This is a genomic window from Nostoc flagelliforme FACHB-838, assembly GCF_014698065.1.
Taxonomy (GTDB): domain Bacteria; phylum Cyanobacteriota; class Cyanobacteriia; order Cyanobacteriales; family Nostocaceae; genus Nostoc; species Nostoc flagelliforme_B.
The window spans coordinates 1-12,694 of sequence record NZ_JACJSI010000175.1 but is presented as its reverse complement, the minus strand read 5'-3'; the positions used below and the strand labels follow the sequence as shown (position 1 = coordinate 12,694).

Below are 12,694 nucleotides of genomic sequence, written 5' to 3'. Positions count from 1 at the left end.
TCAAATTGCTACGGTATGCTTTAGTCATTTGCTCACAAGGTGCTGGTTTCTACAAATCTCAGCATAAGCTTTGTGAGCTTTCTTACAACATTACCCTACTTTTAAAACATCCTCTTATATTTGTCTTGAAAGTGTGGAGTTAAGGTGTAAGTTTAAGCAGTGAAAGTAGAAGTAAATTGGAGACTAACGTGGGAGCCAAGTTGTTTTATATTGCGACACAGACGATTGAATAGTTACTGCTTCAGTTTAAAAGCATATTCCCCTCCCGCATTTTCTCTTTAGAGGGACGTTGTTGCAGAAATTGGGAGAAAAGGTAAATTTTATTTGTTCCCATTCCACGCCTAAGTATAAGAAGTTAGAGCTTTAGCTGACTGCGAAATCTGTTAATACTAACTAACAAGAGAATAGTAGTGAAGCCTAATAATGCAATCACGTTTGGCCAGAGTACATCAAGACTAACACCCTTGAGAAGCAAGCCCCGCACGATTACAAGATAGTGACGTAGTGGATTTAGCAACGACAAATACTGAATCAGCTGGGGCATACTCTCAATCGGTGTAATCGTACCGGAGAGCACACTTAATGGCACATTGATAGAAAAGGATATGAGTTGGGTTTGTTGCTGACTATAGAACATCGTTCCTATAAGAATACCTATTCCAATTGCACTCAAGATGTAGAGACCCGACACTGCCAAAAAAACCAAAAAGTTACTCCGCAAGGGTAATTTAAAGATAAGTTTAGCTAAACTAATTAACAGGATAACATCACCTAGTAGCAGAAGAAATAAGGGCAAAACTTTGGCTGACAATATTTGCCAGTTTGTCGTAGGGGTCATCAACAACTGTTCAAGTGTACCAGTCTCTTTTTCGCGCACTACTGTAGCGGAAGCAACTATTGTGCTGACTAGGCATAGTATTAACCCCATCACCCCAGATACGAAAAACCAACTATTAATTAGTCCAGGGTTATAAAGGAAGGTAATCTGGGGCTGAACTTGTGCAGGCACCTGCCAGGGTTCTATTTGCCGACTATAATGATTAATAATTTGAGCAATGTAACTTCTTGCAATCCCGGCAGTATTTGCGTTGACTGCATCAACTAAAACTTGTACCTGTGTAGTACGTTCCTGATGCAGGTCACGATTAAACTCAGGCGGTATAATTAAGCCGACCGAAATCTGTCCTGTCTGAAGCTGATGGCTTACAGTCTGCTCGCTATTACTATAGTGAGCGATAAAGATGCCATTCTCAGTCAAAGTAGAGATCAGTTCACGACTTGTATAGGTTTTAGCGTAATCAATAATCCCCATTTTGAGGTTGTGTACCTCGGGGTTGATGGCAAAACCATAGATCAACAGTTGTACAGTCGGTAGAACAATCAGTAGAAAGAGCAGCCGTTTGTCTCTGAGGATTTGATGCATCTCTTTAACCATCAATGCCCAAAAGCGGCTATTGAATAAATGATTGATGAATTTCATTCTTTGAACATAGGAGCGAAAAAGCTCAGTAGCTCGAAAACGGGAGCGATACGAAAAAGTGAAATGCCCTCATTTGGGCAGGGGGCAGGAGGATTAGAAATTAGCGTTTTATAAGCCACGCTGATGGATTGTTGATTATAGTTACTAGAACCTATCCCACTAATAAAACTCTTTGAATCCAGATTATGAATAGTAGCAAGCTGAATGAATGCATTAAAATATACTTTAATACGTTCCCAGCGAACCCCTAAACGACGATATTTACGTTGATACCAAGCAAAACAGCGTTCCTGCTGAAATCTGGGAACAGAGATTTTGATAGGTATACCTCTATTCTTCCTGGTTTTCCAGACTCGTTTCGGTATTTGAGGTCTAATACCCCGCTTACGTAAAGCAGCACGTTTTTCCTTTGAATCATAACCTTTATCAGTAGCCAGTAGCTTAAGCTTTTTACGTGGTTTACCACGTTTTAAAGTTTTAAGTTTTACTTTATCAAGCAGAGGTAATATTTGTTCTTTTTCGTTACCGTTGGCTACCGTTGTGCAATTAGCCAGTGGCATTCCACTACCAACAGTCAAGTGTATAAATTACAACTCCCTTTCCTTTGCCACCATACGCAATCTCTTCACCACCTCCCGATCCTGCGGGAAAAAGAGCCGTCAACAAGTCCAAAATCCCAATTTATTAGCCCTTTCTCATCAGTGATCGCTAATACACGTCCTTGTATATATTTAAATGTTCCATCGTCAAGCCATTGCCTTAACCATCGGTGAAATGAACTTTTTGATGCCCATATATCCCTATGTGGCAAATCACACCATCGACATGCCGTAATCAGGATGTACAACAGACTATTTAATACATAACGATATGGTGCATGAGCCCTACCTTTTCCACGTACGTTTGGATGGTTTTTCAGGAAATATATCCTCAAATAGCTTCCATCCCCGGTCACTCAATCCTTCAAAACGCCCAGCCATAAACCGATACACCCTTCTTAAATGAGAAGTAGATTACCACATTTTGATATTAGTGGGATAGGTTGTAGAATGCCTCTATCCCGGTAACTGCATCCGACCTAGTTTCCGCCATGTACTAATAAAAAGCAATAGACCTAGCAATGCTAATACCAGGGGGATAAACCAGACGCATGACCATCCCCCTCCTCTTACAAAAGCGTTACGATTTAATTCGATATAGTAGCGGACTGGAATAATATTAGCAATTAGCGAGAGAGGAAAAGGAATATTACTTACTGGGTAGATAAAGCCAGATAATAAAAGTGCCGTCAGGTAACCAATGCTTAAAACTTTCTGGGTAGCTTCACTCTGGGTAGTTGAGCGGACTCCAAAAAATAAACCAAACAATACACTAGTCATTAAAAACAACATACTACCAATTAATAAAGAACTTGGTTCCCCTACTAAGCGGAGTCCAAAAATAAGTGACCCTAGAAGCATGAGAAATAGGGTTTGTACAATCGCAACTAGGAAGTAAGCTAGCCCCTTGCCAAGCAACAGTTCTGCTGCGCTCAAGCCGGAAGTGTAAACTTGGATTATTGTACCCTGCTCTTTTTCACGGGTCATAGCAAGTGCTGAAAGTAGAGACGGATAGACCCAGAGTATAAGGGCATAGGCTCCCGGTACAATGTAGAGAGATTCTTTACGCCCTGGATTAAACCAAAGACGCACCTGGGGAGTTACTCGCTTGCTGCTTGGTTGTAAATCGACACTGCTGAGGAAAAAGTCAGTCGTAGCACGAATAGTATTTTCAATTACCCGTGCGTTATTGACATCTGTCCCATCGACAAGGACTTGAAAGGTGGTGAACTTGCCAACTTTAATTTGGCGGGCAAAATTGGTTGGAATTACTAACGCTGCTTTGGCAATACCACGGTCAATCGCTTGGGATAAATCGGCATTTTGGGAGTCTAGAGCTGGGAAGCTTTCCCTATCTCCTACTATCCACTGCTTATTGTCAAAAGGGACGAATTGAAACTGATTGGTGGCAAATAACCTTTCAATGAAAATGCGGCTAAGTGGGCTTTGATCAAAGTCCTGAATCACCAAAGGAATCGCTTTTAGCTCCAGTCTGATGGCAAACCCGTAGAGTAGTAAGGTTATCAGTGGCAGAAGAAATGCTAGTGCTACAGTTAGGCGATCTCTCTGAAATTGTGCCAATTCTTTGGTACATTGAGCCCATATCTTTTTCATGATCTACCTTTGAGTTGAGGGCTGTGAGCGGGCTGGAAGAATGAGATAAGACTCTTAGTCCAAATCAATGCTATTTCGCCAATCTGTTTTAATAAATAATGACCATAAAATAAAGCCGAATATTAACAAGCCTGCAAAAAAATCAAATAAAATTAAGGTATGCATTCTCAAAGAGAACTTTGACATTTCGCCATAAAAATAATGTCCTGGACTCGATAGTCCTGTAAATGAGTAGATACCAAGGCATAAATAGGCAAACCTAAACATTCCCCTTTTATATAAGAAATAACCAACTATCCCAATTAGCGTCAGAACAATCCAAGCAATATATACTAAATTTGCATTATTTATCCATTCAGGACTTGGATACTTATCTATAAATATGCCATTATCTGCATAATGAAAACTTGTAATAACAATGCTAGAGAATAACAAGTATAGCAATAATTTTTGACACTGATATTTCATAAAAGCCCCAGTTTTTAGCACTGAAAATTCAAACCTATTAACCTTAATTAGCTACACTGACTTCATCAAATACAAAGTGGTGACGAAAATATCTTTGAGGTCTGCCAATACTTTTTATTGAAAGTAAGAAACCCTATTTAGTGACCTTTGTCACTCACAACTTAACAAAATATTGGTTGAGCAATATTGAAGATTTTTTTGACACTTTTAAGCTAATGCAACGATTTAGAAGGCAGAAGTACGAAGGCAGAGGGCAAAAGGAACCCACATTTAAAAACATGGGATTGAAGCAAGGACACTTTGTATCTCGCGCTACGCGTCTCGATACAATTTTTCTTCTAAAACTGGGCTTTATACCTATACCAAAAACTCAAGTTTTTACTCATACTTCTTTCCTTCTGCCCTCTACCTTCCTTTGTAATACTAGACAAGACTCAATACTACAGACCATCAGACAAATCAGCTTGTATCCGCTAACACTGCGACAATTAAAGTCATTGACTTTGATTGGTGGCAATATCTACATAGTACAAAACAACAAGACAATATATTTCCCTGCCTCATTACCTCATTTAGCTGTTTGAGTGCTCATTCTAATTGATGGAACATTACTCCCGTTTAAAAAGCCCATAATTTGCTCGACGACGCTGGTATCCCGAAGAATTCGTCGGTGTCCGAGTCCTTCTGTGGCAATAAGGGTAGCTTGCGACCATCCAGCAGTGATTGCTTGGGCATCAGAGAATGGAATTTCGCGGTCTCGACGGTCGTGAATTACCAAAGTTGGAATTTTCACAAAGGGCGCTACTGCTCGAACGGAAAACGCTTCAATAGGCTTCCCATCTCGGAACTCAACCCATTGGTGCATTTTCTGAACTACCTGCTCGGAAAGACGTGTAAAAACGGCAAAGCGTCCAATGACATCTACTAGGTCGGAAGGAGTTCCGATAAGTACTAGCTTTTCTACTGTCACGTCGGGTTCCCATGCCAGCATCATCATTGTGGAGGCTGCTCCGAAAGAATGACTGATGATACCGTAGACTGGTTCCATATATTTAATAACGGCTCGGACTGCCTGTCCAAAATCTACTACGTGGGTCTGTGCCCCTGGAGATTCTCCATGAGCAGGTCCGTCGAAAGTGATTACGCAGAAGCCATGCTGTACCAAGGGAGCTATGAAGGCACCCAAATTGATCCCACGCTGCCCCCAACCATGAACGAGCACGACAACTGGACCTGTACCCCAACTGTAAGCAGCGAGTTCTATCTCGCCATAAGGGATTTTTAGAGCTTTAGCGCTATCTAGAAGATCCTGCTCATCTTTTGTGATCGTCTTACGTCCAGGCGTGAAAAATAAATCCAAAGCCTGCTTAACATCATTGGAAAGCATAAGTAGTTTCAGTTTGTACTTTTGAAGATTATCAAACAATTGTGAAAAAGATGATGAACAAACGCAGTATTCTTGTCTTACACAAAACACGATGTGCGACTTAACATTCTGTTATAAGCTCATCAACCTGTAAAGGTTCTCTTCGGGGTTTGTCGATTCGACGCATAGTAATACGCAAGAGATCCATAGTTCCCGTGTGAAAACCAATAGAAAAGAGGCTGAGGTATTTTATATATCTGACAACCACTTCCTCCCCAACAAGATTGACTGCTTCTGCACGGTTTGCCTTTAACTTTGAGAGCCAAAACTGGCTAGTGCGTTTGTAATCATTACGATCATTCCGAAGGGCTACGATCTCGAAAATTCCTTCGGTAGCTTTGGCAATATCCGCGAGTCTAGGTAAATCCGACTCTGGAAATATTTCATTAGCAATGAATGGACTCATGTCTTCTTTGCAGATGTTTCCGTATGCTATGGTCTGAAGCGACATCCAGCCACCTGGTTTCAAGCACTCATGACAACGCTGGAAAAATTTGCAGTAACCTTCTACTTTCTTCGTGTTGGAGAGGTTTGCTTTGGCGAAATGCTCGAATGCACCGATTGAAATAATTGCATCGTAAGGCTCTTTTGGAGAGTGGTCAGACCAGCTTTCTAATTTAACTTCAATTCCTGGATGGTTGAACGAGGCGATCCACTCTGCTTGGGACTTGCTTAATGTTAGACCTACAGCATGTTTAACACCGTGCCTTTCCACAAGACGTTGCAATGTAGAACCCCAGCCGCAACCCACATCTAAAACTCGTCTAGCTTGCCTAGCTCTGGACTGGATGATATGAAAGTCAATTTTTCTTAATTGGGCTGACTCAAGGTTGTCATTTTCTTCCCACAGGGCACATGAATAAGTGTTCGTGGTATCAAGCCAAAGTCTATAAAAATCGTTACTTGCGTCATAATGGTGCTGGATTGCCTCGGCAGAAGCACCAGGATTCTGAGCTTTTGTAGTATTAATGGCACTGCTCCTATTAGTCTGGTTTTTTAAAATATGGAAAGACAGAATCACGATCACAATCTTTGTAAAGATTGTGATCACATTCGATAACGTTGTCCAACCAAAGCCATATGAAGCCTGATTTTCTTAATTTGATGAACTGCAAAAGAAAACGAGCGAACCTTAAGTTATTGGGTAATTCTCTTTCAATACGGGTACGCTTAGATTTTTACTTTGTATTCCTTGGCTAAATGCCCGGACAAAGCTTCAATAGTAGGGTAATCAACCAATAAAGTAGGATCAAGCTCATATCCAAGCCAATCCTCCATATCTCCAATTAGGACTACTGCTGCCGAGGAATCCAAACCGTAGCGTTCGAAGGAAATTCTGACCTCGACGTTATTTGGGTCGATTTCCAGGACTTCAGCTAGATAGGATACTAGCCATGCTTGAATTTCTGCCGCAGTCACTGGCTTCTTATACGCATTCTCTTTAACATCGGTCTTGTTACTCTCCGATTCCATAGACATCTGGGCAACTTTAGGATTTTGGATTTCCATTTTTGAGACCTCTATAATTTTATTTCCTACAGCTCGTTCAACAGAATTATTCAAAGTTCATTTACGCGACGCAGCCTTTTTAGCTTCTATCATTCCTGCTGTAGGAACTTTGACATCCCAAACCATTCCAGCTACTTCAAGAGCGCGGATGACCCAGTAACCCTGGTCAATTTGCCACCATTTCAATCCAAATCTCGCCGAATTTGGGAAAGCATGATGGTTGTTGTGCCACCCTTCGCCAACAGTAAGAATGGCCAGCCAGCCAATATTTCTGCTGTAGTCATGACTGTCGAAAGAGCGGCGGCCAAAGACGTGCGTTATTGAATTAAGGCTCCAAGTGGCGTTATGTGCTAAAAAAATTCGGACAATCCCTCCCCACATAAAACCCTGGAAAGCTCCTATACTCGTTCCTGTTAGAATTCCTCCCAGTACAGCGGGAATCGCAAGACCCAAGATTACCCAAATTAGGTACAACCGATTAACTCTGGCAATGGCAATGTCTGGAAGCAAATCTTTAGCGAAGAGTACAGAATTCGTAACATCGCTGTCAAATAGCCAGCCAACATGGGCATGCCATAGTCCGAGGAGATGTCCACGTATTCCGTCCTCATAGAGACGAGGAGAATGGGGATCACCAGGTAGATCGCTGTACTGGTGATGGCGTCGATGGGTAGCTACCCAAAAGATAATAGGCCCCTGAGCAGCCATAGATCCAAGGATGGCGAGGGTAATCCGTATCACTTGTTTTGTTTTGAAGGCTCTGTGTGCAAAGTGCCGATGAAAGCCCACACTAACCCCGACCGTAGTCAAGGCGTACATACTGATCAACAGTGCTATCTCCACTAAACCAATGCCTGATACGTAAAGTAGTCCAATTGCAAGAATTGAACCAAGAAAAGGAATTAAGACAATAGCTAAGGCGAATCGTCGTTGTAGCTCTTGTAGTTGTTCATTTTCTATCGTTATTTGGTTTTTACGAGGTGAACCTATAGCAGGCTCTAATTTTATTGTGCAATCTGGTTGTATCGACATTAGACTGTCCTTATTGCTTTTGAGTTTTAAATCACTTCATGGACTCAATACACTAGCTGTTTTCCACAATCATTTCCCTAAGTTGCTACTGTCACCTTAGATCGAGCTAGTTTTTAACTGCACTGATACTTGTAACATCTGATTTTCTTTGAACCTCTGAGTTTCTGCCGCTCTTTCCCAACACATCCAGCGTCCCGTCTAAAAACTTTGCCCGGCAAGCGTAGCGTTGTATCTTACCGCTGGAAGTCTTGGAAACGCTTCCAGTTTTAACCAGTACCGCAGCATAAACTTGCAGACCATGTTGCGCCGTCAACGCCTGGCGTATATCTCCAATCACCTTATCCAGATTCAGCTTCTGCAGATAATTCCGTTTCACCTCCTGAACAACTACCAGCCGCTCTTCGCCCTTTATGTCCACTGTAAACGCCGCATTACACCCTGGTCGCAGTGCCGGATGACTTTTCTCTACAGTTAATTCAATATCCTGTGGATAATGGTTGCGACCCCGAATTATAATGAGGTCTTTAAGGCGACCTGTGACGAACAACTCGCCATCCTGCAAGAACCCCAAATCCCCTGTGCGTAAAAACGGCCCTTCATCACTATCTGCCAGGTAGTTTCGGAATGCGTAAGATGTCTCCTCCAGTCGCTTCCAATAACCCTGAGCCACGCTCGGTCCTGACACCCAGATTTCTCCTACTTGGTCAAAGGGACATGGGATTAAAGATTCAGGGTCAACAATAACAATTTTCTGGTCTAACCATTTTTGGCCACAGCCCACAATTACCCGGACACCCTCCTGCCTATCAGCAGATGCCACTATCAAGTTTTGCTCAAGGGCTCTCCCTTTGACCTGACGGACAATGGGCGGAGATATTTTCAAACCTCCGGAAATAAATAAAGTTGTTTCAGCCATCCCATAGCATGGGTAAAATGCCTCTTGGCGGAAACCACAGGGTTCAAATACAGTTGCAAACCGTTCCAATATCTCAGCACGAACTGGTTCCGCCCCGTTGAAAGCAACTTCCCATCTGCTCAAGTCAAGAGTTGCTATCTCTTCAGGCTTAATCTTTTGAACACACAAGTCATAAGCAAAATTGGGTCCGCCGCTGGTAGTCGCTTTGTAGCGGGAAATAGCCTGTAGCCAGCGAAAAGGCTTCTTAAGAAACGTTATCGGTGACATGAGAATCACTGGGAATCCGCCATAGAGGGGCTGTAACACTCCACCAATCAACCCCATATCGTGGTAAGGCGGTAACCAAATGACACCTTGACTATGGGGCTGATGCTCAAAACAATGATAAATCAAAGACAAATTGTGTAGTAAGTTGCCGTGACTAACCATTACTCCTTTTGGTGTACCTGTAGAGCCGGAAGTATACTGGAGAAAAGCTAGTGTGTTGCTATTAATTAATGGTTGTTGCCATTTCTCAATAACATCATCAGTAATAGTATCTGTAGCTATCCAATGCAATGCTGCTAAATCTGGAGTATGGGGAAATTGCTCCTCTACATTCGTCAAGATGGATGTATTAGTCAGGGCAAGCTTTGCCTGTGCATCTGCCACAATCGCTTGTAGCCGAGGCATGGGTTTATTAAATAGTGGTGGATAAGCAGGGACAGCTACAACTTCCGCATACAAACATCCAAAAAAAGCTGCTATGTATTCTAGACCAGGCTGGTAAAGCAGTAATGCTCGTTCACCCTTGGCATTTAAGGATTGCAGATACGCGGCGATTCCCCTAGATCTCTGCTCTAGCTCATGATAATTTATGCTAACTTCTTCAGTTTCCCCATCCACAAGAAAAGTATAAGCAGTTTGGTTAGGTTGATAGATAGCTCTATAGCGTAGTAGGTCAACTAAAGTTGAGGCATTAGATAAACTATCTCCCAAATCAGACACATAATCTGTCATAAGATTTGCTTGAAATAAAATCACTTGTTATTAAACTAAGCAGTAAGAACTAAAACCCTAGGAATTTGCAAAAAGTGCAAATAATATTCAATATTGATAGCACTTCTATATAAAGATGCACATCATAAAACCCTCCTTTAGTCCTCCAAGGTTTTGGGGAACGGCGTAGCTCGGAGGTAAATATATCGCAGCTTTATAAAGAAATGGTATAAGCCTAAATTCTTACAACAGATAGTAATAAAGTTTAGTTTGTGATTTGTAAGAACTGATCTAATACTACTACTTATTCTTACTATTTTGCAACACAATTAATTCTGAACGAAGTTTCGCATTATCTAGCTGAAGTTTCTGATTCGTTATCTTTAATTCTTCTAATTGTACTTTATATATATCACGTTCCAGCTCCAATTGTTGCAGTTCATCTTGTTGAGGTGTGGAAGTGAGTGATATAGAATTATCGGTTGTTTGTCCTATCTGAATAGTCTCAATGATTGGAGCAACTAATGCTTTTACTTTATTTATATGACTCTTTTGACTAGTTGAAGAAGCTTTCTGCTGCTTTTTTCCTGCTGCTTTAGAAGTTTTATATTTATTGATAAGGTTTTTAACAACTTTTGGATCTACTATTTCACCTGTCTTGACAAGATATATTGCTTCATCTCTAGCTGCTTCAGGGGTACTAGGGGCTGCCAGCTTACAGAGAGCAGTAGGAGTAATACTATTAATCAAATTTCCGATTATCGGAAATTTAGACTCAAATGCTTTAGCAACATTTATAAACTCATAAGCTGAAGTCTTACCCATTGCAAATTCTTGTCGTAACCAAGACAAAAATTCACCATGCTCTATAATATTTTGAGCTTCTAGTAAATTTAGGCCAATGCAATAAATATCCATAGCACTTCTCTTTAGCCTACGTCGTGTGTCTTCCGCTAAGATAACTAAGCGTTGTTGTTTCTCTTCTATAGTCTTGAAGTCTGGTTTGCATATAGATGCTAAAGGCTGCTCAACAATTTCTTCCGATTTAGTAGGTATCAAACTGGCTTCCATAGGGAAAGCTGTTGACCTGTCGTTACTTATTTCCATACAGTACAGTTTTTCTAATATTTGTGTTTTCATGAGAATTGTTTTGTTCCACAGTGTTTCAGGCTTGTCACTTCATTCTTAAAGAAACTTATATAAATTAATCAATATCAAGCTAGTAACTTTACGCATACACCTATAAAATCTTTACAAAAGTACACAAAAAAGCAAATTCCAGCGTTTATTTTTACACCTTCAATTTGTTTTTTGACCTGCGTGACTAGCTATAGCATCAGAATAAGTATTTCAACACCCCTAGCACTTGCAATATCTCCCTAACAGCCCCTTTCTCTCGCTCCATCTGCTGAACACGATTCAGTAACCGCTTGGGAATGTACTTCGACGATTTGACCAAGCGATCGCCCTCACTCCAAAATTCGTAGTGATAGTATGCCTGTTGGTAATATCTGCCGTTTTTAGTAATGGTTTGCCAATGAATACTACCGCTCCCCTCACCTTTGTTTCGCCGCATTTTACTAGGGTTTACTGCAATGCTCAACAGAGATAATATCGATACAATTGGGCGGTTGACGGTTTCAGCTTAACAATAGCGAGTAAACTACCTGCTGCGTCAATTACTTCAATTCGGGTGAGCGCATAGACATCTTTACTAGGAAACAATATGGCAGACCTTAGCGGTAATTGGTTAGGAACTTACTGGCAAGATGACATTCCTAGCCGCTTTGAAGCAACCTTTGTTCAGAGTGGAAATACTTTTAGTGGTTCCATTTTGGATGACAACTATTTAGGAGAAGCTCAGGTCAATGGCGAGGTAATTGGGCGCACTGTCAGTTTTACTAAACGTTATTTAGTTACCTCACCTGTACCAGTTAGATATACAGGCATGGTTTCAGAAAATGAAGATTATATGCAAGGAGAGTGGAATATAGGTTTGCAGTATTCTGGTGTATGGTCAGCCCGACGCAGTGGAGAAAACCTGATTGTAGATATACAAACTCGGCTTGAACAGCAAACTCCATTGACAATGACTTAATCGCTCACATAAATCCTTACCTTACCCCCAGGCTTCCTTATGTGTAATTTCCGACTCTAAGAGACTCAGCACTTTTTCTTCCAACGCTGTCAAATAAGCCCGATTCAGCTTTCCTAACGATTCCAAAAACCTCTGCACCGATTCCTCCAGCCCACTCGAATATACCCGATTGATGCGATCGCAAATCACCTTCATCTGCTGACACTCCGCAGGCAGGTAATTGTAAGACTTCAGGTGCTGCAACCCAATGGCGTACTCTCCATCCCAGGTTTTGACAGTGCAACTAAACTCATTTACTTGGCTGACAATCCGTTAGGGTCGAGGTGTACATTGCTGTATCACCCCTCCCATCCGAAACCGTGCGTGCGACTTTCACCGCACACGGCTACTCAATGTGTTGTCCATTTGTCAATACGGACTTCCTTTAGCAAAGTGACCTAGAAAGTTAGAACCCACATTCCGCACTTCAATTTGAAGTATAAATAGATTACAGCCAAGAAAAAAGCAAAAAATCGCGATAATTAAGAAAACAAAACTAAATTAATCTACGGTGTGAAGAGAAATAATTAAATAT

General features: G+C 41.4%; 13 protein-coding genes. 1 reads left to right on the top strand and 12 read right to left on the bottom strand.

Annotation, left to right across the window (positions count from 1 at the left end; translation table 11 throughout):
- Positions 1–355: 355 nt before the first annotated feature.
- The 11 genes from H6G97_RS35605 to H6G97_RS35555 all read right to left on the bottom strand — a co-directional run bounded on the left by H6G97_RS35605 (position 356) and on the right by H6G97_RS35555 (position 11,598).
- Positions 356–1,480: an ABC transporter permease gene (locus H6G97_RS35605; protein ID WP_190945227.1), complete on the bottom strand. Its 1,125-nt coding sequence runs from the start codon at positions 1,478–1,480 to the stop codon at positions 356–358.
- Positions 1,477–2,058, bottom strand: coding sequence for a transposase (locus H6G97_RS35600; protein WP_190945225.1), 582 nt, complete (start codon positions 2,056–2,058; stop codon positions 1,477–1,479). Before H6G97_RS35600 ends, H6G97_RS35605 begins: the two co-directional genes overlap by 4 nt.
- Positions 2,059–2,105: 47 nt before the next feature.
- Positions 2,106–2,435, bottom strand: coding sequence for a transposase (locus H6G97_RS56175; protein WP_199349879.1), 330 nt, complete (start codon positions 2,433–2,435; stop codon positions 2,106–2,108).
- A gap of 100 nt (positions 2,436–2,535) precedes the next feature.
- Complete coding sequence (locus H6G97_RS35590; protein ID WP_190945215.1) at positions 2,536–3,693, bottom strand: ABC transporter permease; 1,158 nt, start codon at positions 3,691–3,693, stop codon at positions 2,536–2,538.
- Between the two features lie 1,036 nt (positions 3,694–4,729).
- Positions 4,730–5,548: an alpha/beta hydrolase gene (locus tag H6G97_RS35585; RefSeq protein WP_190945213.1), complete on the bottom strand. Its 819-nt coding sequence runs from the start codon at positions 5,546–5,548 to the stop codon at positions 4,730–4,732.
- 100 nt (positions 5,549–5,648) lie between these two features.
- Positions 5,649–6,638, bottom strand: coding sequence for a class I SAM-dependent methyltransferase (locus H6G97_RS35580; protein WP_338421909.1), 990 nt, complete (start codon positions 6,636–6,638; stop codon positions 5,649–5,651).
- Positions 6,639–6,757: 119 nt separating this feature from the next.
- Complete coding sequence (locus H6G97_RS35575; RefSeq protein WP_190945211.1) at positions 6,758–7,096, bottom strand: acyl carrier protein; 339 nt, start codon at positions 7,094–7,096, stop codon at positions 6,758–6,760.
- Between the two features lie 57 nt (positions 7,097–7,153).
- Positions 7,154–8,128 carry an acyl-CoA desaturase gene (locus tag H6G97_RS35570; protein ID WP_190945209.1) on the bottom strand — a complete coding sequence of 325 codons (975 nt, stop codon included), beginning with the start codon at positions 8,126–8,128 and terminating at the stop codon, positions 7,154–7,156.
- A gap of 106 nt (positions 8,129–8,234) precedes the next feature.
- Positions 8,235–10,043, bottom strand: coding sequence for a fatty acyl-AMP ligase (locus H6G97_RS35565; RefSeq protein WP_190945207.1), 1,809 nt, complete (start codon positions 10,041–10,043; stop codon positions 8,235–8,237).
- Between the two features lie 279 nt (positions 10,044–10,322).
- On the bottom strand, positions 10,323–11,162 hold the full coding sequence (locus tag H6G97_RS35560) for a DUF3102 domain-containing protein (protein WP_190945205.1): 840 nt from the start codon (positions 11,160–11,162) through the stop codon (positions 10,323–10,325).
- A 196-nt stretch (positions 11,163–11,358) separates the two neighbouring features.
- Positions 11,359–11,598, bottom strand: coding sequence for a hypothetical protein (locus H6G97_RS35555; protein ID WP_190945203.1), 240 nt, complete (start codon positions 11,596–11,598; stop codon positions 11,359–11,361).
- A gap of 150 nt (positions 11,599–11,748) precedes the next feature.
- On the opposite strand from H6G97_RS35555, the gene H6G97_RS35550 reads away from it, so the two are divergent.
- Positions 11,749–12,120 carry a hypothetical protein gene (locus H6G97_RS35550; protein ID WP_190945201.1) on the top strand — a complete coding sequence of 124 codons (372 nt, stop codon included), beginning with the start codon at positions 11,749–11,751 and terminating at the stop codon, positions 12,118–12,120.
- Between the two features lie 37 nt (positions 12,121–12,157).
- Here the strand turns inward: H6G97_RS35550 and H6G97_RS35545 are convergent, their stop codons facing one another.
- Complete coding sequence (locus tag H6G97_RS35545; protein WP_190945199.1) at positions 12,158–12,403, bottom strand: hypothetical protein; 246 nt, start codon at positions 12,401–12,403, stop codon at positions 12,158–12,160.
- Between the last annotated feature and the right edge of the window lie 291 nt (positions 12,404–12,694).